At 72.2% G+C, this 23,602-nt stretch carries 20 protein-coding genes; 11 read left to right on the forward strand and 9 right to left on the reverse strand.

Annotated features, from left to right (window positions below; all coding sequences use genetic code 11):
- Positions 1 to 3: 3 nt before the first annotated feature.
- Entirely contained in the window at positions 4 to 609 is a 606-nt protein-coding gene (locus OG928_RS09910; protein ID WP_406281815.1) for a cysteine hydrolase family protein, read from the reverse strand.
- Positions 610 to 706: 97 nt separating this feature from the next.
- On the opposite strand from OG928_RS09910, the gene OG928_RS09915 reads away from it, so the two are divergent.
- A complete protein-coding gene (locus OG928_RS09915; protein ID WP_406281818.1) occupies positions 707 to 1,669 on the forward strand; it encodes a GlxA family transcriptional regulator in 963 nt (320 codons plus the stop codon).
- 4 nt (positions 1,670 to 1,673) lie between these two features.
- On the forward strand, positions 1,674 to 2,318 hold the full coding sequence (locus OG928_RS09920; RefSeq protein ID WP_406281821.1) for a LysE family translocator: 645 nt from the start codon (positions 1,674 to 1,676) through the stop codon (positions 2,316 to 2,318).
- 110 nt (positions 2,319 to 2,428) lie between these two features.
- On the opposite strand, the gene OG928_RS09925 is transcribed toward OG928_RS09920, so the two are convergent.
- Positions 2,429 to 4,105, reverse strand: coding sequence for a long-chain-fatty-acid--CoA ligase (locus OG928_RS09925; RefSeq protein WP_406281823.1), 1,677 nt, complete (start codon positions 4,103 to 4,105; stop codon positions 2,429 to 2,431).
- Between the two features lie 182 nt (positions 4,106 to 4,287).
- Between OG928_RS09925 and OG928_RS09930 the strand changes: the two genes are divergently transcribed.
- Positions 4,288 to 5,589 (forward strand): NYN domain-containing protein, encoded by a 1,302-nt coding sequence (locus tag OG928_RS09930; RefSeq protein ID WP_406281826.1) that lies wholly within the window; start codon positions 4,288 to 4,290, stop codon positions 5,587 to 5,589.
- A 91-nt stretch (positions 5,590 to 5,680) separates the two neighbouring features.
- Here the strand turns inward: OG928_RS09930 and OG928_RS09935 are convergent, their stop codons facing one another.
- Together OG928_RS09935 and OG928_RS09940 are read right to left on the reverse strand one after the other, a co-directional pair.
- Positions 5,681 to 6,883, reverse strand: a complete 1,203-nt coding sequence (locus OG928_RS09935) for a lipid-transfer protein (protein ID WP_406281828.1) — start codon at positions 6,881 to 6,883, stop codon at positions 5,681 to 5,683.
- A gap of 86 nt (positions 6,884 to 6,969) precedes the next feature.
- Complete coding sequence (locus tag OG928_RS09940) at positions 6,970 to 9,174, reverse strand: acyl-CoA dehydrogenase (protein WP_406281831.1); 2,205 nt, start codon at positions 9,172 to 9,174, stop codon at positions 6,970 to 6,972.
- A gap of 206 nt (positions 9,175 to 9,380) precedes the next feature.
- Between OG928_RS09940 and OG928_RS09945 the strand changes: the two genes are divergently transcribed.
- The 7 genes from OG928_RS09945 (at position 9,381) to OG928_RS09975 (ending at position 17,150) form a co-directional block, all read left to right on the forward strand.
- Positions 9,381 to 10,019, forward strand: a complete 639-nt coding sequence (locus OG928_RS09945) for a class I SAM-dependent methyltransferase (RefSeq protein ID WP_406281834.1) — start codon at positions 9,381 to 9,383, stop codon at positions 10,017 to 10,019.
- A gap of 142 nt (positions 10,020 to 10,161) precedes the next feature.
- Positions 10,162 to 11,478: a hypothetical protein gene (locus OG928_RS09950; RefSeq protein WP_406281836.1), complete on the forward strand. Its 1,317-nt coding sequence runs from the start codon at positions 10,162 to 10,164 to the stop codon at positions 11,476 to 11,478.
- A complete protein-coding gene (locus tag OG928_RS09955; protein ID WP_406281839.1) occupies positions 11,468 to 12,568 on the forward strand; it encodes an N-acetylmuramoyl-L-alanine amidase in 1,101 nt (366 codons plus the stop codon). The genes OG928_RS09950 and OG928_RS09955 overlap by 11 nt, the downstream gene beginning before the upstream one ends.
- Positions 12,569 to 12,698: 130 nt before the next feature.
- Entirely contained in the window at positions 12,699 to 13,676 is a 978-nt protein-coding gene (locus OG928_RS09960) for a hypothetical protein (protein ID WP_406281842.1), read from the forward strand.
- Between the two features lie 111 nt (positions 13,677 to 13,787).
- On the forward strand, positions 13,788 to 14,813 hold the full coding sequence (locus OG928_RS09965) for a hypothetical protein (protein WP_406281845.1): 1,026 nt from the start codon (positions 13,788 to 13,790) through the stop codon (positions 14,811 to 14,813).
- A 178-nt stretch (positions 14,814 to 14,991) separates the two neighbouring features.
- Entirely contained in the window at positions 14,992 to 15,879 is an 888-nt protein-coding gene (locus tag OG928_RS09970) for a hypothetical protein (RefSeq protein WP_406281848.1), read from the forward strand.
- Positions 15,880 to 16,136: 257 nt separating this feature from the next.
- On the forward strand, positions 16,137 to 17,150 hold the full coding sequence (locus OG928_RS09975) for an LLM class F420-dependent oxidoreductase (protein ID WP_406281851.1): 1,014 nt from the start codon (positions 16,137 to 16,139) through the stop codon (positions 17,148 to 17,150).
- Positions 17,151 to 17,225: 75 nt separating this feature from the next.
- Here OG928_RS09975 and OG928_RS09980 read toward each other — a convergent pair whose 3' ends face one another.
- The 4 genes from OG928_RS09980 to OG928_RS09995 form a co-directional block, all read right to left on the reverse strand.
- A complete protein-coding gene (locus OG928_RS09980) occupies positions 17,226 to 18,941 on the reverse strand; it encodes a serine/threonine protein kinase (RefSeq protein ID WP_406281854.1) in 1,716 nt (571 codons plus the stop codon).
- Between the two features lie 146 nt (positions 18,942 to 19,087).
- The gene (locus OG928_RS09985; protein ID WP_406281856.1) at positions 19,088 to 20,221 is read right to left on the reverse strand and encodes a prenyltransferase; all 1,134 of its coding nucleotides are present in this window, start codon (positions 20,219 to 20,221) and stop codon (positions 19,088 to 19,090) included.
- Positions 20,218 to 20,985, reverse strand: a complete 768-nt coding sequence (locus OG928_RS09990) for a class I SAM-dependent methyltransferase (protein ID WP_406281858.1) — start codon at positions 20,983 to 20,985, stop codon at positions 20,218 to 20,220. The genes OG928_RS09985 and OG928_RS09990 overlap by 4 nt, the downstream gene beginning before the upstream one ends.
- A gap of 69 nt (positions 20,986 to 21,054) precedes the next feature.
- Positions 21,055 to 22,470 (reverse strand): glycosyltransferase family 4 protein, encoded by a 1,416-nt coding sequence (locus tag OG928_RS09995; protein WP_406281861.1) that lies wholly within the window; start codon positions 22,468 to 22,470, stop codon positions 21,055 to 21,057.
- A gap of 198 nt (positions 22,471 to 22,668) precedes the next feature.
- Between OG928_RS09995 and OG928_RS10000 the strand changes: the two genes are divergently transcribed.
- Complete coding sequence (locus tag OG928_RS10000) at positions 22,669 to 23,274, forward strand: TetR family transcriptional regulator (RefSeq protein ID WP_406281863.1); 606 nt, start codon at positions 22,669 to 22,671, stop codon at positions 23,272 to 23,274.
- Positions 23,275 to 23,350: 76 nt separating this feature from the next.
- On the opposite strand, the gene OG928_RS10005 is transcribed toward OG928_RS10000, so the two are convergent.
- A complete protein-coding gene (locus OG928_RS10005; RefSeq protein WP_406281866.1) occupies positions 23,351 to 23,581 on the reverse strand; it encodes a ferredoxin in 231 nt (76 codons plus the stop codon).
- Positions 23,582 to 23,602 lie beyond the last annotated feature (21 nt).

Consider the following 23,602-nt stretch of genomic DNA (forward strand, 5'->3'; position numbering starts at 1 on the left):
CGTTCACTCGGTGGCGGCGAGCAGGTCGGCGGTGCGGACGACCTTCGCGAAACCGCCCCCGTGCAGGCTGGTCGCGGTGGCCCTCGACAGTTCGTCGGCGGTCATCGTGTCGCCGTCGGGACCGGTCAGACCGAACGTGTGCATGGCGTCGATCGGGAACAGCACGTCGTAGCCGAGGTTGCCGGCCATCCGTGCGGTGGTCTCGTTGCACATGTTGGTCTGGATGCCCGCGATCACGATCTGGTTCGCGCCCCGCGCGGTGAGCCAGGCGTGCAGGTCGGGGGTGCCGTAGAAGGCCGAGTTGACCTGCTTGGTGACCAGCAGTTCCGCCTTGACCGCAGCGACCACGTCCTTGAAGGCGTTGCCCGGGTCGTCCGGGTGCAGCGGGGACGACTCGACCGAGTCGTGCCGCACCAGGACGATCGGGCGTCCGGTGCGCTCCCATGCGGCGACCAGCGCGGCGATGTTGGCCTCGGCGTCGGGGTTGTTCCGCTCACCCCAGACGTCGGCCCGGTCGAAGCCCTTCTGGACGTCGACGAGGATCAGGACCGCGTCGTCGGCAACGGTCGGGACGGGGGCTTCGGCGGTGGCGTTCGCGTTCTTCGTCATGCCCACGATCCTGACCGCTCGACAAACGATCCGGGAGTGGCGGAAGTGCCGATGACCGATGGGATCCCGCCATCGAGGACGCCGTAGGCTCGGTGGCATGGAGAAGGTTGCGATCGTCGTGTTCGACGGGGCCAGGATGTTCGACCTCGCGGTGGCGACGGAGGTCTGGGCTCCGCATCAGAGCGCCTACGGGGTTCCGGAGTTCGAGGTGCGGCGCTGCGCGGTGACGCGGGAGCCGGTCGGGCTCACCGGAGGCGCGGTCGCGATGCCGGATCGTACGCTCGCGTGGCTGCGCAAGGCCGACCTCGTGGTGGTGCCGGGCATGGCCGATCCCGCCGCACCACAGGCCGAGCCGTTGCTTGCGGCGCTGCGGGCCGCGCATCGGGCCGGCGTGACCGTGGCCTCGCTGTGCGCCGGGGCGTTCGTGCTCGGGGCCGCCGGGCTGCTGGACGGGCGGCCCGCGGTGACGCACTGGTCCCTGGCCGACGACCTGGCCCGCCGGTTCCCGGCCGCCGAGGTGGATCCGGGCGCGCTGTTCGTGGGCGCCGACCGGGTCTGGTCCTCCGCGGGCGTGGCGGCCGGCATCGACCTGTGCCTGCACCTGATCCGGCTCGCGCACGGCGCCGACATCGCGGCCTCGGTGGCCCGCTCGATGGTCACCGCGCCGTTTCGCACCGGCGGCCAGGCCCAGTTCATCACCGGCCCGACCCGGCCGCTGGACCGCGACGGCGACGCGCTCGCCGCGGTGCGCGAGCGCGCGCTGCGGGAGCTCGACCGGCCGCACACGGTCGCCGACATGGCGGCGTGGGCGGGCATGTCCGAGCGCACGTTCGCCCGCCGGTTCGCCGCCGAGTCCGGCGCGCCCCCGCAGCGCTGGCTGCTCGACCAGCGGGTCGCGGCGGCCCAACGGCTCCTGGAGCGCACCGACCTGGGCATGGACGCGATCGCCCGACGCTGCGGCTTCGGCTCGGCCGTGACGATGCGTCAGCACTTCACCCGCCACATCGGCGTCCCCCCGAACGGCTACCGCCGGGCCTTCCATCCGCGGCCGGCACGATGACCGCATGGACGTTCTCTCGCACCTCGCGTCGTTCGCACTCGTCGCCGGGCTGCTGACGATCATCCCCGGCCCGGACACCGCGATCGTGCTGCGCGCCGCGCTCACCCGCGGTACCCGCCACGGCTTCGCGACCGCGCTCGGCATAGGGTCCGGGACGCTGCTCTGGGGCGCCGCCGCCGCGGCCGGCGTGTCCGCGGTGCTGACGACCTCTCACATCGCCTACACGACGCTGCGGATCGTCGGCGCCTGCTACCTGCTGTGGCTGGCGTACGGGCTGCTGCGCGCCGCGTGGGTCGGCCGGTACACCGACGTCGACGGGCCCGCGGACCCCGCCGCGAAACCCGTGCGGGGGCTGTGGTCGGCCTGGGGGCGCGGTGCGCTCACGTCCCTGACGAACCCCAAGGTGGGCGTGTTCTACATGGCGATGATCCCGCAGTTCATCCCCGACGGCGCGCCCCATCTCGCCTTCGGGATACTCCTCGCGCTCGTCCACGACGTCGAGGGCATGCTGTGGTTCACGCTGATCATCCTGGGCGCGAACGGCCTGCGCGCGAAGCTCCGCGCCCGCCGGGTCCGCCGTTCCCTGGACGCCGGAACCGGCCTGGTCATCGGCGCCTTCGGCGTGGGCCTCGCAACGGCCGACAACTGACCCTTCCGGCCGCCGGGCGGGCGAAGCTCGGCCCAACCGGCTCGAGACTCCACCACCGCCGTCTTCGTCCCGCACGACGGTGACCAACAGAGCGCCTGAGGCGTCTCGGGTCAACGCTCCATCAGGGCCAGGATGTGTCCCCGGCCCCGGTCCGCGAAGGCCGATTCCAGGGTCTTTCGGTCGGCCTCGGTGAAGGGGCGGTACGGGCCGTCCTTGGTGTCGCGCCACCACAGGGCGTCGGGGTCGGTGTACCAGGCCTGGCGGATCAGCACGCGGGTCAGGATCTTGTTGGTGCTGGTCTGCGGGAGCGCGCCGGCGATCCGGACGTACCGCGGGTGCCACGACCGCGACAGGTCCGGCTGGGTCTCCAGCCACGCGGCGAACCCCGCCGGGTCGAAGGCCGCGCCCTCGCGCAGTACGAAGGCCGCCATCGCCTGGTCGCCCGCCGCCTCGTCGGCGACGCCGTACACGGTCGCGACCGCGATGTCCGGGTGCCGGGACAGGATGCGCGCGACCGGGGTGGAGCCGAAGTTCTCGCCGCCGACCCGGATCCACTCCCCGCTGCGCCCGGCGAAGAAGACCAGATCGTCCGCGGTCCGGAAGGCGAGGTCGCCGCTCCAGTACCAGCCCTCGCGCATCCGCTGCGCGGTCGCCGTCGGGTTGTTGTAGTAGCCCTCGAAGGCGCCCGCGCCGCCGACGTTGACGAGCTCGCCTACCGCCTCCTCGGCGTTGGTCAGCCGGCCCTCCGCGTCGAAGGCCGCCGGCGGGCACTCCTCGCGGGTGTCCGGGTTCAGGATCCGGATGTCCCCGTTGGGCTTGCCCAACGCGCCCGGCGGCATGTCCGGGACCGGCACGAAGGACAGGCCGCCCTCGGTCGAGCCGAACCCGTCCCGCACGGTGCAGCCGAACCGGCGGGCGAAGCGCTCGACGTCCTGCGGGCCGCCCTCGTTGCCGAACACGCGCGTGAGCGGGTTGTCCGCGTCGTCCGGGAGTTCCGGCGTGGCCAGGATGTACGACAGCGGCTTGCCGACGTAGTTGGCGTAGGTGACGCCGAACCGGCGGACGTCGGGCAGGAAGCCCGACGCCGAGAACCGCCGCCGCACCACCAGCTCGGCCCCGGACGCCAGCACCGGCGCCCAGCACGTGATGACCGCGTTGGAGTGGAACAGCGGCATCGCGCAGTAGGCCACGTCCACGCCGGTCAGCCGTTCCATCGCGACCACGCTCGCCCCCTGCGAGGCGACCTTGCCCTGCGAGCAGATCACCGCCTTGGGGTGACCGGTCGTCCCGGAGGTGAGGATCAGCATGAACGTGTCCTCGGCGCCCGGCCGCTCCGCCGGCGGCGCGGCGCCCTCGAACGGCGCGAGCGACTCGGCCCACGACGCGTCGTCCACGCACAGCAGCCGGTCCGCCGGGAAGTCCGGCGCGGCGGTGCGCAGCTGCGCCAGGTGCGCCGCGTCGGTGATCACGATCGCGCAGTCGGTGTGGTCGATGTCGCGCGCGAGCTCGGCGCCGACCCGGGTCGGGTTGAGCCCGACGATCACCGCGCCGGACAGCGCCGCGGCACCGAGCAGCAGCGGAAACTCGGGGACGTTCTCCAGCATCACGCCGATGTGCCACGGCTTGCCCTCGACCCGCAGCGAACGCAGGAACGCGGCCCGCCGGGCGGACTCGGCGACCACCTCCGCCCACGACCACGCGCGGTCCTCGTGGCGCAGTCCCACCGAGGTGTCCTCGGCCCGCCGCCGCAGCAGTTCGTCGAGGGTCATGCTCCAACGTCCGGACACGGGACGGCTCCTGACGGACAGACACACGTACATGGCACGATCAAGCTTCTGTTCCGCAACCTAACCCGCGTGCGCGAAGATCGGAAGACGGCCAAGATCGGAACCGGATCGAAAGTTGGCCTCGCTTGCCCGCACGTGACGCGTCGGACAGATTGAAGCCGTACGCACTGGGGGAGGCAGGCATGGACATGAGTATGGATTCGGGCATACCAGGCAGAATTCGCAGCGCGCTGTTCCTTGATTTCGACAACATCTACAGCGGGCTGCGCGAGACGGACCGAGCCTCGGCCGAGATTTTCGCCCGAAAGCCGTCCCAGTGGTTGGAGTGGTTGGAGAACGAGGCGACCGAGCGCGGCCTGCGCCGCTCGCTGCTCGTGCGCAACTGCTACCTCAACCCGGTCATGCACGACCGTTACCGGGCCTTCTTCACGCGGTCGGCCTTTCGCGTGATCGACTGCCCGCCGCTGACGGGCCGGGGCAAGAACAGCGCGGACATCCACATGGTGATGGATGTCCTCGACACGCTCCAGCACTCGACCCGGTTCGACGAGGTCATCATCATGAGCGCGGACGCGGATTTCACGCCCGTGCTGCTTCGGCTGCGCAGCCACGACCGGCGCACGATGGTGATCGCGAGCGGGCCGGCCGCACAGGCGTACGTCGCGGCCGGGGACGTGGTGATCAGCGACCAGGAGTTCATCGAGCGGGCCCTGCGCGACGAGATCGACGTCGCGCCGGCCGACGAGGGCGTGCGCGAGCAGGTCATGGCACACGTGCGGGAACAGGTCGCGGGCGCCGAGGAGCCGATCGTGCTGGCCACCCTGGCCCACTCGGTGCTCCAGCAGGTCGGCCGCGAGCAGGTCACCCGTACCCGCTGGGGTGGCGCGGCCACGTTCTCGTCGCTGCTCGAACTGATGCTGGAGCAGGGCGTCGACGAGAAGCTGCTGATCAGCCGGGTGCCACCGGGGTACATCTTCGACCGCACCCGACATCAGCCGCCGTCCGCGCGCCCCAACGGCCAGGGCCGGATGGACCACGTGCGCGAACCGGTCCGCGACCTGATCGACCGGGTGGCCACGGTCACCGGCGCGCCCCGGCTGTCGCCGGAGGAGTACCACGTGCTGTTCGCGGAACTGCACGCCGAGGTCAGCGAGAACGGCTTCCAGGGCAACCAGACCTCCGGCGCGGTCCGCGACCGGTGTGCCGAACGCATGCAGACCATCGCCCGCAAGGCGATCGCGTTCGTCACCACCGGCCTGGTCTACTCCGGCTACTGGTCCTCCACCGCGCACCCGGTCGCCTCCGCCGACGACCTCGCGGCGGCCTTCATGCGCAACGTCGAAACCCTGTGCGCCAACGCCCGCCTGTACCTGTCCGACGACGAACGAGCCCTCCTGGAGGAGTGGCTGCACGGCGTCGGCAGCGCGGCCGCGAACGGGGTCGCACCCTCCCCCGTCACCACCGTGGAGGAGCCCGCCGGATAGCGGCGTCGGACGCGGGTCGAGTCCCCCGAGGGAACCCGACCCGCGTCCGCACACGAACGATCCGGAACCGGACGGCCCGGACCCGAACCGCCTAGAACTGAGCGCGGCGGTACAGGCCCACCACGGCCGCGCCGCCCAGACCGATGTTGTGGGTCAGGCCGACCTTGGCGTCGGCGACCTGGCGGGCGTCCGCCTGGCCCCGCAGCTGCCAGCTGATCTCGGCGGCCTGGGCCAGGCCCGTGGCGCCCAGCGGGTGGCCCTTGGAGATCAGGCCGCCCGAGGGGTTGACGACCCAGCGGCCGCCGTAGGTGGTGGCGCCCTCGGCGACCAGCTTGCCGCCCTCGCCCTCGCCGCACATCCCGAGCGCCTCGTAGGTGAGGATCTCGTTGATCGAGAAGCAGTCGTGCAGCTCGATCACGTCGACGTCCTCGATGCCCAGCCCGGACTGCTCGAAGACCTGCCGACCGGCCGCCGCCGACATCGGCTTGCCGACCGCGTCGATGCAGGTGTTGGAGGCGAAGCTCTCGGCGGTGTCGGTGGTCATCGACTGGGCCAGGATCTCGACCGCCTGGTTCTCCAGGCCGTGCTCGCGCACGAAGCGCTCGCTGACCACCAGCGCGGCGGCGGCGCCGTCCGAGGTCGGCGAGCACTGCAGCCGGGTGAGCGGCGCGTGGATCTCCTTGGCGCCGAGCACCTCTTCGAGCGAGTACTCGACCTGGAACTGCGCGTACGGGTTGTTCACCGAGTGCCGGTGGTTCTTGACGCCCACGTGCGCGATCTGCTCGGCGGTGGTGCCGTAGCGCTCCATGTGCTCGCACGCGGCGTTGCCGAAGATCTGCGCGGTCGGCGGCGCGGTCATCGAGAAGCCGTGCACGTCGCCCATGATCTTGTAGTGCTGGGCGACCGGCGAGGTCGAGAAGTCGCCGTCGCCGCCCCCGCCGAGCGAACCGCGCTTCATCTTCTCGAAGCCGATCGCCAGCACGCAGTCGTTGAGCCCGCCCGCGACGAACTGACGGGCCATCATCAGCGCGGTCGAACCGGTCGCGCAGTTGTTGTTGACGTTGTAGACCGGCACCCCGCTCAGGCCCAGCTCGTACGCCGCGCGCTGGCCCGCGGTGGACGCCTGGAAGCAGTAGCCGACCGGGACCTGCTCGACCTTGTCGTAGCCGACGCCCGCGTCCGCCAGGGCCTTGGTGCCGGCCTCCTTGACCATGTCCCAGTACTGCCAGTCGCGACTCTCGGGCTTCTCGAACTTGGTCATCCCGACGCCGACGATGAAGACCTTCTGTGCCATGAGTGAACTCCCGTGCAGATGAGGCAAATAAGGCAGATGACGCAAATAAGACGAATACGAGGGATGTGAGGGATACGAGGAAACAACTACTTTTCGGCAGGCTGGGGATCGCGCGGCAGGCCGAGGATGCGCTCGCCGACGACATTGAGCTGGACCTGCGTGGTGCCACCCGCGATGGTCAGGCAGCGGCTCATCAGAAAGCCGAACGCGGCCTTTTGGCCGTCGCCCTCGTCCACCGCGCCCAGCGGGCCCAGGAGTTCGAGCGACAGCTCCGACTCGCGCTGCTGGTGCGGGGTGCCCACCAGCTTGCGCACCGACGCGCCGGCGCCCGGTTCGAGACCGGAGAGCCGGGCCAGCGTGGTGCGCAGTTCGATCAGCGCGAGCGAGGACGCCTCGGCCACCAACGCGCCCAGCCGCTCCCGGAAGCCGCCGTCCACGAACTCGCCGGCCGGCCCGTTCACCGACGCGACCAGGTTGGCGATGCCCGCGCCGAACGAGCTGCCCGCGCCCATGTGCACGCGCTCGTTGCCGAGCGTGTTGCGAGCCACCTGCCAGCCCTCGTCGACCTGGCCGACGACCATCTCGTCCGGCACGAAGAGGTCTTCGAGGAAGATCTCGTTGAACATCGCCAGCCCGCTGATCTCCTTGAGCGGACGGATGTCCAGACCGGGCGCGGTCATGTCCACGACGAAGTAGGTCAGGCCCTCGTGCTTGGGCTTGTCCGGCGAGGTGCGCGCGAGCAGGATGCCCCACTGCGACTCGCGGGCGCGCGAGGTCCACACCTTCTGGCCGTTGATCAGCCAGCCGCCCTCGGTCCTGGTGGCGCGCGTGCTGATCGCCGCGAGGTCGGAGCCCGCGCCGGGCTCGGAGAACAGCTGGCACCACTGGATCTCGCCGCGCAGCGTCGGCGGCGCGAACCGCTCCTGCTGGGCCTCGGTGCCGTACGCGATCAGCGACGGGATGACCCAGTTGCCCATCGTGATGTCCGGGAGCCGGACCCCGAGCGCCTTCATCTCCTGCTGGATCACCAGCTGCTCGACCGGGCCCGCGCCGATGCCGTACGGCTTGGGCAGGTACGGCGCCGCGTAGCCGAGCGGGGCGAGCCGGGCGCGCTGCTCGGCGCCGGACTCGCCGGCCACCTCGCTCAGGATCGCGCGCGCGGTGTCGCGCAGGTTCTCCGCCTCCGCGGGCAGGTCCAGGACCAGTTCGCGGCGGGCGCCCGCGCTCGCGAGCTCGATCACCCGGAGCTTCCAGAACGCGGCGGGCCCGGCGTACTGACGCAGCGTCAGGCCGCGGCGCAGGTAGATGTGCGCGTCGTGCTCCCAGGTGAAGCCGATCCCGCCGAGGATCTGCACGCAGTCCTTGGTGGTGGTGAACGCGGCCTCGATCGCGTACGTCGCCGCGATCGCCGCGGTCAGCGACCGGGTCGGCGCGTCGCCGCCCGCGTCGATCGCGCGCGCCGCGTCCCACGTGACCGCGCGCGACTGCTCGACCCGCACCAGCATGTCGGCGCACAGGTGCTTGATCGCCTGGAACTGGCCGATCGGCCGCCCGAACTGCTCGCGCACCTTGGCGTACTCGGTCGCCGTGGTCAGCGCCCACGCCGCGACCCCGCACGCCTCGGCGGACAGCAGCACGGCCGCGTAGTCGCGGGCCAGCTCCTCGTCCACACCGGCGAGCACGCGCGCGCTCGGGACCAGGGTGTCCACCGTGACCTCGGCGCTGCGCCGGGTCGGGTCGACGCTCTTGAGCGCCCGTACCTCGGCGTCCGCCGCATCCACGACCAGCCGCGTGAGCGTGCCGTCCTCCCGACGGGCCGCCAGGACCAGCACGTCGGCGAGCGCGCCGCCCAGGATCGGCGTGGCCGTGCCGACGACCCGCAGGCCGCCCGCCTCCGGACGCGCCGTCAGCGTGCCCACCGTCGGCGCCACCGCCCCGATCAGGGTGCCATCGACCAGGCCCGGCAGCAGTTCCTTCGCCGCGTCGCCGCCGTCGGCCTGGATCAGCGCGGAGGCGAGCACCGTGGGCAGGAAGGGACCCGGCAGCATGCCCTGACCGGCCTGCTCCAGGGCCACCGCGGTCTCGACCAGGCCGTAGCCGGCGCCGCCGAACTCCTCCGCGACGTGCATGCCGAGCAGACCTTGTTCGGCCAGGCCCGCCCAGTGCGCGGGGCGCTCCTCGGTGTCCGCCTCGAGCACCCGACGCACCTCACCGATCGGTGCAACACGTTGCACCCATCCCCGTACCGATTCCTCCAGGGAGCGGTGCTCCTCCGTGATGCCGATGGCCATTTCGCGCCTTCCCGTGAACCCGGTCCGATAGGCGCGATACTAGAACCCGTTTCATTTAATAGGGAGAGCGAAAACCGTCTCGGGGCCCGGATGTGGCCCCCGACACGGTGCGCCGAGTGCGGCTGCGGCAGCATGGCGGCCCGGCACCGACGTGCGGGCGCACTCTCTCGGGTGCGGCGCGCGGCCTTGATCGAGGAGAACCCAGGATGAGCACCATCGACCCCGCCGTGCGGGCCGCGTTCGAGGCCGCCACCGGTTTCATGCCCGCGAACGAGGGCGACGCGCTGTACGCCGCCGCGGCCGAGGCCGCGAAGGTCGGCCCGCTGGTCGAGCTCGGCACCTACTGCGGCCGCTCGACGATCCTGCTCGCCGCCGTGGCCCGCGACGCCGGCACCGTGGTGGTCACGCTCGACCACCACCGCGGCTCCGAGGAGCAGCAGCCGGGCTGGGAGTACCACGACCCGACGCTCGTCGACCCGGAGGTCGGCGTGATGGACACGCTCCCGCGCTTTCGCCGCACGCTGTACAAGAGCGGCCTGGAGGCGTACGTCGTTGCCCTGGTCGGGCACAGCCGGGTGATCGCGCCGCTGTGGAACACCCCGGTGGGGATGGTCTTCATCGACGGCGGGCACACCGACGAGCACGCGCAGGGCGACTACGAGGGCTGGGCCCCGCACGTCGCGGTCGGCGGCCTGCTGTTGATCCACGACGTGTTCCCCGACCCGGCCGACGGCGGCCAGGCCCCGTACCGCGTGTACCTGCGCGCACTGGAGTCGGGCGCGTTCGAGGAATTGCCCGGGGACGGGTCGCTGCGCGTGCTGCGCCGGGTCGCGCCGGGCATCTGACGGCCGGGCCTGTCCGGGTCCGGCGGGACGGGGCGGACGGATTCGAGCCTGATTTCGATTCCCGAAAGCAATCGGATCCGGGTCCGCCCGGGTCTCGTTTGCTGGGACAATGCCGATCCGGGGAAGTCGCGGGGGGATCTTCATGTCCGATCAAGACCACCAGAACGACCGACCGGGCCGGCGCCCGGAGACCACCGAACAGTTCGAGACCGTGTGGGACCACACCGCCAACGGCGGCGTGGGCGGCTGGGTGCGCCGGCCCATCCCGGCGGCGCCGAGCCCGGGGGCCCCGAGCGCGGGAGCCCCGAGCGCGGCGGCCCCGACCGAGGTCAACCCGGCCGCACCGCCGCGCCCGCACCACCAGCCGACCGCGCATCTGCCGGCCGTGCCGGCACCGCCGACACCGGCCCGGCCGGACCAGCCCACCGTGGACAACCCCGCGGCGTGGGGACCTCCGCCGGGCCCACCGCCGGGCCCGCCACCCGGGTCGCCGACCCCGGTGCCGCGCGCACCCCGGCCGGCGGCCGATCCGCCGCCCACGGCCGACTGGTTCGAACACGAGCGCGGGCCGTCGCCGATGCCCGCCGGCGGCACCTTCGCGGACGCGGCGAACACACCCGTGCACGGCGCCCCGGGCCCCGGGGTCTACGGCGTGCACGGTGTCCCGCCGGGCCGCGACGTGCCGCCGGCGCCCGACTGGTATCGCGGGGCGACTCCGCCACCGCCCGGCCCGCTGTCCCCGACGCCGCCGGGCAACGGCTTCGAGCGCACCCTGCTGTTCGTGGTGGTCGCGGTGGTGTTCGTCGCCGCGCTCGGCGCCCTGTTCGCGCTGCGCCCGTGGGACGACGACAAGAAGACGCCCGCCGCGCAGGGGTCCACCAACACGGGCACGCCCTCCGGCGGCGGGTCGCCGACCGGATCGACCACACCCTCCGGCGGCAACCGCGGCACCCAGCCCGGCGTGCCCGCGGCGCAGAGCCCGGTCGCCACGTCCCAGGCGCCGACCACCACGCCGCCCGACGCCCGGACGCAGGCCGCCGCGCTCGACACCCTGCTCTCGCGCAGCGGCTCGTCCCGGCAGTCGGTGATCGACGCGGTCAACAACGTGGGCTCGTGCTCGGCACTGTCCGCCTCGCGCACAGCGCTGTACGACGCCGCGACCCAGCGCGACCAGCTGGTCGCCCAGCTCGACACCATGCGGTTCGACGCCGTCCCCGAACTCCAGTCCGCGGCACCCACGTTGCGCACCGCGTGGAGCGCCTCGGCGCGCGCCGACCGGGCGTTCGCCGCGTGGGCGCAATCGGCCCTGGACTCGGGCTGCCCGGGGGCGAAGTCCCTGTACGACCAAGGCGAGTCGATCAGTGGGGAAGCGTCCACCGCGAAGAAGTCCTTCATCACCACCTGGAACGGCGTCGCGGCGCAGTACGGCCTCCCGTCGAGGAGCGAAATTGACCTCTGACCCCGACCACGAGTCCGGCCGCCCCGACTGGTTCGACGCGCCCCGGTCCGCCCCCGAGCACTTCGGCCATCCGGCCTCGCGCGAGGCCCGGATCGCGGCCGCGCACACCCAAGCCCGCCGTCGCCGCCGGATCACCATGACGGTGGTCGCGGCGGCCCTGGCGGCCGCCGGCATCACCACCCTCGCGGTGGCGTGGCCCGACGGGCACGATTCCGACGCGACCGGCGCCGCGCACGGCCTCCCCACGAACGCCGCGAGCGACCCGCCGAGCCCGACCCGCGACCCGGCCGCGGACGGCGCGCCGGCTCCGATCGTGTCGAACTCGTCGGACGGCGCGCGGCAGCCCACTCCGCCGCCGGCCGGCACCCCGACCACCGCACCCGTCCCGCCGCCCCCCGCGGGGACCGTCGGGCTCCCCCTCTCCGGCCGCGTCGTGATGATCGACCCGGGCCACAACCCCGGCAACGGGGACCACACCCGCGAGATCAACAAGCAGGTGTACGCGGGCGGCCTGACCAAGGAGTGCGACACCACCGGCACCGAGACCAACAAGGGCTACACCGAGGCCGCGTTCACCCTGGACGTGGCCCAGCGGGTCCGCCGACTCCTGGAGGCACAGGGCGCGACTGTGCTCTACACGTGGGAGACCGAGGCGTGGGGCCCGTGTGTGGACCAGCGGGCGGCGCGCGGCAACGCGGCCGAGGCCGACGCGATCGTGTCGATCCACGCCGACGGCGGCCCGTCGGGCGGGCGCGGCTTCCACGTCATCCTGCCCGGGTCGGTCAAGGCCAAGGACGCCGACACGACGCCGATCCTGGCGCCCTCGCGCGAGCTGGGCACCTCGCTCGCGGCGGCCTTCCGCGCCGCGACCGGCACCGGCCCCGCGACCTACCTCGGCACCTCCGACGGCCTGGTGACCCGGACCGATCTGGGCGGGTTGAACCTGTCCACCCGCCCCAAGGTCTTCATCGAATGCGGCAACATGCGCAACGCCGCGGACGCCGCCCAGTTCACCGATCCGAACTGGCGCGAGCGCGCCGCTTCGGGGATCGCGACCGGGATCACGGCCTATCTGCTGAAGGTGACGTGAGCCACGAGTCCCCCGTCCCCTAGGGTCTTTCCGATCGTCGTCGGCGAGAACCCGCGCCGACGCGCGCACCACGCCCGGCGCCCTGTGCGTCGCGGGCGTCCGTCCCCCTCCGCACCTCATAGGAGAAACGTTGAACCGGAAAGGGATCACGAGGGGCGACGCGATCGTCATTCTCGCGGTCGTCCTGATCTTCATCTTCTCGTTCTTCAAATACTACGAAGTCAGCGCGACCATCTCCGGCGGCAGCGACGACGGGGACTTCCTCGGCGGCGGGCGCAGTGAGACCCAGGGTTGGAACGCCTGGACGGTCAACTTCTACCCGCTGATGCCCGCCGTGGTGCTCGTGCCGATCCTCGGCGTGCTGTTCCTGATCATCGGCCGCTTCGTCGCGCAGCCCGACAAGCCCGTCATGGGTCTGGCCCCGCGCCAGTGGGCGATCGCGTTCGGCGTGACCGGCGCGATCAGCGGCTTCTTCGCTCCGTTCGGCGCCGGCGGCATGATCGGCGACATGGTCGAGGACCTGGCCTCCTCGCGGTACGGACTCGACTCGGGCCCCACCGTCTTCGCCTGGCTGATGATGGTGGCCGGACTCGTCGCAGCGCTGTTCCTGATCATCGGGGATCGCATCCCGAGCCTGGCGGCACCGCTGTTCAGCCCGGTCCCGCAGCAGCCCTGGGGCTACCCGCCGCAGCCCAACGCGAGCGGTGGCTACCCGCCGCCGAACGCCACCGGCGGCTACCCCCCGCCCGCGTACCCGGTGCCGAACCAGTCGACGGGCGTCGCCACCGCGGCGCCGATGGCCGGCGTCCCGGCTCACATGCCGGCGCCGGACGGCGCCGTCGTACCGGCCGGCGGCACCGTCGCCTCGCCGCAACCGGCTCCGGCCGCGATCGGCACGGACGCGCCGGAGTTCGCACAGTTCTGGTTCGCCGTCCCCGAGGCCCGGCCGCTGGCCCCCACCGAGGGTCTGAGCAAGGAGCCCGTCGCCACCCTCGAGACGGGGCAGTGGTACCTCGCGGTCGCACCGCACCAGGACGGTGTCCTGGTCGAGGTGGACGGCGTTCGAGGGGTCCTGAGCAACCTCTCCGGGATCCAACGCGGAGAATGACGATACGTCAGACCATGGCGCCGGTGCGGGCAACCGTGCCGGCGCCGGGTCCGGCGATGCACACGCACGGCAATTCCGAGCAGCCCGAAAGCCCCGTCAGGGAGGAGCACGATGCCACGCAAAGGCGTCACCCGAGGTGATCTGATCGTCGCGGTGGCGGCCATCGGAGTTCTGGTCTTCTCGTTTCTCCCCTGGTACTCGGTGACCGTCAAGGGCAAACCACCGCTCAAGGCCGGGACCACCGACTACTCGGCGTGGGTCGGCGACTTCTGGCCGCTGGCGCCCGCGGTCGTGCTGCTGTCCTCGATCTCGCTGGTGCTGCTGCTGATCGGCCGGTACACGTTTCGCGCCGGGGCCGCGCAGCCGACCGAGATCCAGTTCGGCGGGCTCTCCTTCCGACAGTGGGGAATCGCACTCGGCGTCGCCTCCGCGTGGAGCGCGGTCTGGGCCGTGTTCGGCGCCGACGGCGGCTACGAGAAGCTGGCCGAGGCCGCCGAGCGGATCGCCCGGGCCGGCGACTCCCAGGCGAGCATCGAGGGGACCCACGGGTGGGGTTCCTGGGGACTCGCCGGATTCGCCGTGCTCCAAGGGCTGCTGCTGCTCGTGGCGGACCGGATCGGCGGCCTGAACGCGCCGCTGGTACGCGCGCGCGAGAACAACGCGTGGCAGGGCTACCCCGGTGGGGGCTTCCCCGGGGCTCCCGGCGGTTATCCGCCCGGTCCGCCCGGGACCGGCGGCTTCGCGGTTCCGCCGCCCGTCGCGCCCCCGGTCTACGGGCCGTCGGGCAACACGCCCCCGCCGCAGACCCCGCCGATGGCGCAGCCGCCGGCGGTCCAACCGCCCGTGCTGTACAAGTCGGACACCCCGGTTCAGGGGCAACCGGCCGTACACACGCCCGAACCGACACCCGAGCCCGAGCGGCTCTCCACCGACCCGGGCACGTTCGAGCAGTACTGGCTCGCCGTACCCGAGCAGCGGGCGCTCCAGCCGAGCGACCACATCGGCGACGCGGTCGCGACGCTGCACCCCGGCGTCTGGTATCTCGCGGTGGGCGTGGCGGACGACGGAATAGTGATCGACATCGACGGCCTACAAGGTGTTTTGCGTGATCTGACGGGTATTCAGCGAGGCGAATAGGTACCAACCGGGAAGGTCCGCACGCGGCCTGTCGCATGGGGCCGGACCACAGAGGGTTCCCCCGTCTGGCACAGTGTCCCGGACCAATGGTCCGACTGACGCGCGGGGGCGACGTCGGTGGCACGACATGGGTTGCCCCCGTACGCTGTCGGCGCCCATCCCCTCGGGAGGAGTATTAGTGGACGTCAAAAAGCTTTCGCGCGGCGACCTGGTGATCGCAGTCGCCGCGCTCTTCATCTTCATCTTCTCGTTCTTCGACTACGCCGGTGCGGAGATCGGCGGCTACGCCGTCAACGCGTGGTCCGGCATGCTCGCGCCGACCATCTTCGCGGTGGTGCTCGTCCCGATCATCGGTGGCGTGCTCTTCATCCTCAGCGACTTGTTCAAGCCGCTTCAGGACAAGGCGATCCTCGGCCTGACCATCCGTCAGTGGGCGGTCGGCATCGTGATCCCCGCGCCGATCAGCGCCCTGTGGTCGACCGCGGCCCTCGGTGAGGGCGGCGAGATGAAGGTCGGCGGGATCTTCATCATCCTGTTCGTCTTCGTCCTCGTCGGCGGAATCGTCGCCACCCAGCTGGTGCCCGCCCTTCAGGCACCGCTGCTCGGTGCGGGCGGTGCGGGTCCGCAGGCCTACGGCGGCCCGCAGGGTCCGCAGCAGTACGGCGGCGCGCCCTACGGCGGCCCTCAGGGCGGCCCCCAGGGTCCGCAGTCGTACGGCGGCGCCCCGCAGCAGGCCGGCTTCGGCGGCCCGGCCCCGCAGGGCCCCCAGGGCGGCTTCGGCGGCCCCGGTCCGCAGGGCCCCCAGGGCGGTCCGCAGGGTCCCGGCGGCATGCAGCAGCCGGGCCAGGGCACCCCGCCCGGTGGTGCGCAGGCACCGTTCCAGCCCTTCTGGTTCTCGGTGCCGGACTCGCGCCCGATGCTGGACGAGCACACCAACCAGGAGAAGGGCGTCCTGAACACGGGCGTCTGGTACCTGGCGGTGGCCGAGCACCCGAACGGCCTGCTGGTCGAGGTCGACAACGTGCGCGGCGTGCTGCAGAACACGATCGGCATCCAGCGCTCGTGACACCGGTGCTCCCGAGGAACCGGTAGTACCGAGACACCGCGACTCGGCAACAACGGAAGGGCGTCGTCCACATCGGACGGCGCCCTTTCGCGTGCCCGGATGCGGCCGGTCGGGAAGCCGGCCCGAACCCGGCCCCGAACCGGCCCGGGAGCCGGTCCCGAAGCCGGTCCGGGAGCCGGCCTCCCGGCGAACTAAAACGTGTTCTACTCTGCGACGGCGATGTCCTGTGCAATCTGCGAGCGCGTGGAGGTATGGCCATGAGACTGGGTCTGACGTTCGGGTACTGGGGCCGAGGCCCGTCCGCCGGCTTCGTCGAACTGGCGCAGGAGGCCGAGCGACTGGGCTTCGACGCGGTCTGGACCGCCGAGTCCTGGGGTTCCGACGCGTTCACGCCGCTGACCTGGATCGCGGCCCACACGTCGCGGATCAGGCTCGGCACCGCGGTCACCCAGATGACCGCGCGCACGCCCACCGCGACCGCGATGCACGCGCTGACGCTGGACCACCTCTCGGGCGGGCGGATGATCCTGGGCCTGGGGCTCTCCGGTCCGCAGGTGGTCGAGGGGTGGTACGGCCGCCCGTTCCCGAAGAGCCCGCTGACCTTCACCCGCGAGTACGTCGACGTGATCCGCCAGGTGCTGCGCCGCGAGGGCCCGGTCGTGGCCGAGGGCCGGTACGCGCGGCACCCCTACACCGGCGAGGACGGCAGCGGACTCGGCAAGCCGCTCAAGTCGATCACCCACCCGCTGCGCGCGGACCTGCCGATCTTCCTGGGCGCCGAGGGTCCCAAGAACGTGCACCTGACCACGCAGATCGCGGACGGGTGGCTGCCGTTGCACTGGGCGCCGACCCGGCCCGAGGTGTACGCGGACTCGCTGCGCGACAAGCCCGAGGGCTTCCGGATCGCGCCGATGGTGCAGGTGGCTCTCGGCGACGACGTCGAGCAGGCGATGTATCCGATCAAGGCCGCGATGGGCTTCTACGTCGGCGGCATGGGCGCGAAGAACAAGAACTTCCACGCCGACCTGATGCGCCGGTTCGGATACGCGGAGGAGGCCGACCGGATCCAGGAGCTGTTCATGGCGGGTCGGCGCGACGAGGCGATCGCCGCCGTTCCCAGCGCCTTCGTCGACGAGATCGCCCTCGTCGGCCCGGCCGACCGGATCCGCGAACGCTTCGCCGCGTGGCGGGCCGACCCGCACGTCACCGACATGATCGTGACCACCCGCAACCTCGACGCGCTCAAGCTCCTGGCCGAACTCGCGGGCTGAGACCCGATTCCACCGAAACGGTCCCGGCGTCGAGGGACTGGACGGACGTCCGTCCCCCTCGACGCCGGGACCGTTTCAGCGGGGTGCCGGTTCCGAGACCACTGCCATGCACAGTTCCAGGCCGCGCGAGGGCAGCGGGTAGTAGACCGGGGAACGGCCCGGACAACTCGTCGCGTTCGTGGTCGTGACCGGGTGCATCTCGTCGATCCGCAACCGGGCCGCGCGGCCCTGGGGCAGCGGACCCTGGCAGGCCACCAGGTAGGCTAGGAAAGCCCATTGCCGACCGTCGCGGACGTCCGCCGGCACGCACTCGCCCAGGTGGAAGACCCGCTCCAGGCACAGCCCGGGGGCACCGGCGCCGGGCTGCCAGCGGCTGCGCCCGTCGGTGTTCATGCAGTCGTCCGGGCCGCCGCCCGCCGCGGTCCTGGCCAGCACCCGCTGCCGGGCCGCCGGGGCCTCGCACGGCACGGTGCTCGGCGTCGTCGGTTGCCATCCGGGCGTCCCGTCGGTGGCGAAGTCCACACAGCCGCCGATCGGTACCGACGCCGCGAACGCCCCGACCGGATCGCCGGGCACCGAGCCCGACGGGCCCGGCGTGGCCGAGCGCGCGCGGTCGGCGCCGTCGTCGTCGCGCCCCCGCTGGTAGGTGACGCCCGCGAGCAGACCGCCCACGAGCGCGATCGCCACCAGGACGGCCACCAGCAGCCACCCGGCGCCGCCGGCACGCGGAGCCGGCGGGCCCGGCAGGTCGTAGCCGTCGTGCCGGTCGTCGCTGTCGTCGATCCGCGGCACCAGCGCCTCGGCGATCCCGGCCAGCTGCATCGTCTCGGCGGCGGCGGCCGGTTCGGCCGCCGCGGGCTTCTTCTCCTCCTCGACGGCCGCGACCACGGGCGCGGCCACGGGCGCGACCTTCGGCGCATCGGCGTCCCGGTCGGCGAGCGGCACGGTCGGCGGATCACCCACCAGGCGACCCCGCCGGTGGTACGCGTCGATCAGTTCGAGCGCGGATCCCGGGAGCCACGAGGCGGCCCCGTAGGCCCCCTGACGCTCGGCGAACCCCGCGGCCAACTCGTCCAGCAACGCGCGCGGGGTCGGCCGCCCGTCGGGATCACGCGCGAGGCAGGACCGGATCAGCTCGGCGATCTCGGCCGGTACGTCGGCCAGTTCGCAGTCGCCGCTCGCGACACTGCGCCGGATCGCCGCCTCGTCGTCGCCCGTGTGCGGCGGCCGACCGGTCGCCGCGAAGCACAGCAGCCCGCCGAGCGCGTACACGTCGGACGCCGGCACCGGGTCCTCACCGCGCGCCTGTTCGGGCGCGAGATAGCCCGGCGCCGCGAGCGAACCGCCCGCGTTCTCGATCCCGAATCCGGTCACCCGCGGCCCGTCCGAGGCCATCACGATCTGCGCGGGCCGCAGATCGCCGTGCGTCAACGCCGCCTGATGGATCGTCACGAGCCCTTCGGCGATCCCCGCCGCGAGCCACCGCACCGCGTCCGGCGGCAGCGGGCCGCACGAGATCACCAGGTCGGCGAGCGACGGCGCCGGCACGTACACCGAGGCCACCCACGGGCTCCGGGTCGCGCCGCCGACGCCGACCACCTCGATCACACCCGGACCGCGGACCTTCTGCGCGCGCTTGACGCCGCGCTGCTCGCCGTACAACATCCGCACGGCCATCGGCCGCCCGGCGCCGGTCCGCGCCAGGTATACCCAGCCGGGGCTGCCGGCGCCCAACAATCCCACCACCGTGTAGGGACCTATTCGGTCCCCCGGCTCCAAACCAGCCGCCATGCCCACCCTCGTCACGCGAGTCGCTTTGCCCCCACGCGAACCCTATTGCCGCCGCGGCGATCGCCCGGCGGGTCCCGCTCCCCCGCAGCCGACCTCGAACGCCGGACGAGGGATCGACCGGACCGGCGCCCGAATGGGCCCGCGGGTCAGACCCCGTCCACGCACAGCTCGGAACCGCATCGGACCTCGGCCGGATCGAGCCCGACCGGCAGTCCGTCGCCCTCGTACGCGGAGGGCGCACCGCCGAAGACCGCCGTCGTGGCCGGCTCGCCACCGAGTGCGGCGGTGGCCAGGATCATCGCGCCCGCGGTCCACGCGGTGCGCTCCACCGGCCAGATGGCGTCGTCCTCGAAGACGTACCCGGTCCAGTAGAGGCCGTCCTCGTGTCGCAGCCGCTGGATCCACGAGACGATCTCGACCGCCCGGTCGCTCTCGCCCAACGCCCAAAGGGCGATCGCCAGTTCGCAGCTCTCCGCACCGGTGACCCACGGCCGGTCGGACACGCAGCGCACGCCCAGGTCCGGCACCACGAACGTGTCCCAGCCGTCCTTGATCCGCTCGTTCGCGGCCGGTCCGCGCAACGCGGTGCCGAGGATCGGGTAGTACCAGTCCATCGAATAGCGGTTCTTGTCCAGGAACCGCTCCGGGTGCGAGAGCACCGCGTGACCGAGCCGACCCGCGGCCAACTCCCAGTCGGGCTGCGGTTCGCCGAGGTGTTCGGCGATCGCGAGCGCGCAGCGCAGCGCCTGGTACATGCTCGCCGAGCCGGTCAGCAGCGCGTCCGGCACGGCGACCCCGTGCTCGTCGCGCTTCCAGCGGATCTCGCCGCCCGGGGCCTGGAGGCCGAGGATGAAGCCCATCGCGGCACGCAGGCCCGGCCACATCCGAACGAGGAACTCCTCGTCGCCGGTGAGCAGATGGTGGTGCCACAGGCCGACCGCGAGGTAGGCCGTGAAGTTGGCCTCCTTGTTCCGGTCGGTCACCACGCCGTCCACGTAGGCGGCGTACCACGAGCCGTCCGCCTCCTGCCGACTCGCGAGCCAGCGGTAGGCCCGCTCGGCCTCGTCGTGCCGTCCGGCCACATCCAGCGCCATCGCGGCCTCGGTGTGGTCCCACGGGTCGAGGTGACCGCCGACGAACCACGGGATCGACCCGTCGGAGCGCTGCACGGCGGCGATGCCGTCGATCGTCTCGGCGACCTGTTCGACCGTCAGAACGCCTTCGAGGGCCAGGAGTTCGAGCGCCGGCTCGGGACCGCGACGACGGCCCGTGATGCTCATGCGGTCGCCCCGGCGAGGGTGTCGCTGCGGCTGCCGTCGACCTCGGCGTCGATCCGCGGCTTGGTCGCGTAGACCACCAGGCTCTTGCCGATCAGCGGATCCAGCGCCTTCTCCGCCAGCCGGGTGGCCAACGGGCGCTTCATGATGTCCCACACCAGCAGCTTGTGCCACGCGCGCACCGGCAGCGCCTTGTCGTTGTCCACGCCGACGGCGCACTTGATCCACCAGTACGGCGAGTGCAGCGCGTGCGTGTGGTGGGTGCCGTACGGCTGAAGCCCGGACTCGCGGATCCGGGCCTCGAACTCGTCGCCCTTGTAGATCCGGATGTGCCCGCCCTCGACCTCGTGGTACGCGTCGGAGAGCGCCCAGCAGATCTTCTCCGGCCCGTAGCGCGGCACGGTCATCGCGGCGAGGCCGCCGGGCTTGAGCACCCGGAACAGCTCGCCGAGCACGCCCTTGTCGTCCGGGATGTGCTCCAGGACCTCGGAGATGATCACCCGGTCGAAGCTGTCGTCGGGGAACGGCAGCGCGAGCGCGTCACCGACGAGCGCCTCGGCGCGCGCCCCTTCCGGGACCTCGCCGGCGGCCTTCATCGAGGCGAACATCGCGTCGACCTCGGCGATGTCCTTCTCGCTCTGGTCGAGGGCGACCACGTCGGCGCCGCGCCGGTATGCCTCGAAGGCGTGTCGGCCGCCGCCACATCCCATGTCCAGGACCCGGTCCCCCGGGGCGAGGGGGAAGCGGGAGAAATCCACGGTGAGCAAGTCGGCGACTCCGTCTCGTATTGCGCGAACCGGGCGCGGCGGCAGGGCCGCCCCGCGGGGGTGGGCTGATCAGCGGTTTCTGGATCCGGCGCCGTGCGAGGCGGGCGGCGGGAGCCGGCGACCGAAGGGCGAGCGCCCGAGCAGGAAGTCACTCGCGCGCTCGGTCATCCCGCGCCGGCCGGCGCCGGCCGTGGTCGGCCCCGTGGGGCCGGCCGCGAGCGCCGCGCGGTAGCGCTCGACCGTACGCACCGCGGTGTTGCGCCACGTGAAGCGTTCGAGCACCCGCTCGCGGCCCGCGACGGCCAGCCGGGCCCGCAGGGCGGGATCATCCAGAAGGCGGGTGAGCGCGGCGCGCAGCGCCTCGGGATCGCCCGGCGGGACGGCCAGGCAGCTGACCCCGTCGGGGCCCGCGACCTCGGGTATCGCACCGCCCGTGGTCGCCACGAGCGCGGTCCCGCAGGCCATCGCCTCGGCGGCGGGCAGCGAGAAGCCCTCGTAGAGCGAGGGTACGCAGGCGATCTCGGCGCTGCGGATCAGGTCCACGAGTTCGTCGTCGGTGAGGCCGGACACGAAGCGGATCGAGCCGGCGAGGCCGAGCCGGTCGATCGCGCGCAGCACGGGACCGTCGCCCTTGGGCCGGCCGACCACGACGAGTTCGACGTGGTCGTGGTCGGTGCGCAGCTTGGCGAGCGCCTCGACGAGGTGGATCAGGCCCTTGAGCGGCACGTCGGCGCTCGCGGTGGTGACGATCCGCCCCGGCACCTTGGCCACGCTCGGGTCCGGCGCGAAGCGGTCGGTGTCGGCGCCCACGGGCACCACGGTGACCCTGGTCGGCGAGACGCCGAGGTGGTCGATGATCTGGGCCTTGGAGGAGCCGGAGACGGTGAGCACCTCGGGCAGCCGCGCGGAGACCCGCTTCTGCATCGTGGTGAAGCCGTACCAGCGGTGCAGCGTGGCCTTGCGGCGCAGCGTGCTCGCCGCGCCGATCTCCAGGGCGCGGTCCACCGTGATCGGGTGGTGGATCGTGGTCACCAGCGGGAAGCCGAGCCGGGGCAGCGCGAGTTGGCCGTAGCCCAGGGTCTGGTTGTCGTGCACGATGTCGAACTCGCCGCGCCGGTTCGCGAGGTGGCGCCACGCGCGCAGCGAGAAGGTCAGCGGTTCGGGGAAGCCCGCGCTGAGCATGCCGCCGACCTCGAGGACGTCGATCCAGTCGCGATACTCGCGCAGGTGCGGCATCCGGAACGGGTCCGGCTCGCGGTACAGGTCCAGGCTGGGCAGCGTGGTGAGCTTCACGCCCTCGTCCACGACCGCGTACGGCGGACCCGAGATCACCTCGACGTCGTGCCCGAGCCGGGTCAGCTCGCGGGAGAGGTGGCGGATGTACACTCCCTGCCCGCCACAAAACGGGTCGCCTCGATAGGCCAGCAGGGCGATGCGCAGAGGCCGATCCGGGAAGGTCCGCGCTGGGTCCACCTGGGCATCCACAGCTTTTGCGGTCTCCCGTATCACGAATGGCCCCCTATCGCTGCCCTCGTCGGAGCATAGTAGTCGCGTAATCTAGAACAAGTTTCAGTAACTGCTCGTCGGAGACCAGCCAAGATACCGCCGGGTACCCGCTGCGACGGGCACTGCGTGACCCGTAACACACCGGCCGGCAAAGCGCCGCGCATCGAGAGGCTGAGCATGACGACGTATACGAAGGCCGACCGGGCGCCGTTGACCGAGCGGCAGGAGGCGCGGCGCAGGCGAATCCTGCGCGCGACCACCCAGCTCGCCGCTCGCGGCGGCTACGAGTCGGTGCAGATGCGCGAGGTGGCCGAGGTGTCCGAGGTCGCGCTCGGCACCCTGTATCGATACTTCCCGTCCAAGGTGCACCTGCTCGTGGCCACCATGTACGACCAGCTGGATCAGCTGCACGCGCAGCTGCGGCGTCGTCCGCCCAAGAGTGCCGGCTCCCGCGAGCGAGTGGTGGACACCCTGTTGCGTGCGTTCAAGGGCATGCAGCGCGAGCCGCACCTGACCGAGGCCATGATGCGCGCGCTGCAGTTCGCGGACCGCTCGGTGGGCGCGGAGGTCGACACGGTCAGCCGGGAGACGACGTCGATGATCCTGGAGGCCATCCACGGCGACGAGCCGGCGACCGACCCGACCGCGGAGGACCTCGCGATCATCCGGGTGATCACGCACACCTGGCACTCGTCGCTGATCGCCTGGCTGAACGGCCGGGCGTCCATCGCACAGGTGCGGACGGACATCGAGACGGTGTGCCGGCTGATCCCCGAGGGCTGATCGCGGGGTTGCCCGCCCCAGGCGCCGACCGGGCCGCGGAGGGCCCGGCCGGCAGCCGGGACGGCCGCGGCGCCGGCTAGTCGGGCGGGAAGACCGTCGCCCCGTCGGAGAGGCGGAGGATCGAGATGGCCTCCACGGGGCAGCTCTCGGCGGCTTCCATGATCGCGTCGGAGGCGTCCGTCTCCTCCGTGCGGGGGTGCGCCTGCCGGCCCGCGTCCAGCTTGAAGTCGGCCGGGGCGCTGCCGATGCACATGCCCGAACCGATACAGACGCTTCTGTCGACCTCGACGCGCCAGCGATCACCCATCAGAACACCTTTCTCGCGATG

It is taken from the genome of Embleya sp. NBC_00896, assembly GCF_045207785.1.
Lineage (GTDB): Bacteria > Actinomycetota > Actinomycetes > Streptomycetales > Streptomycetaceae > Embleya.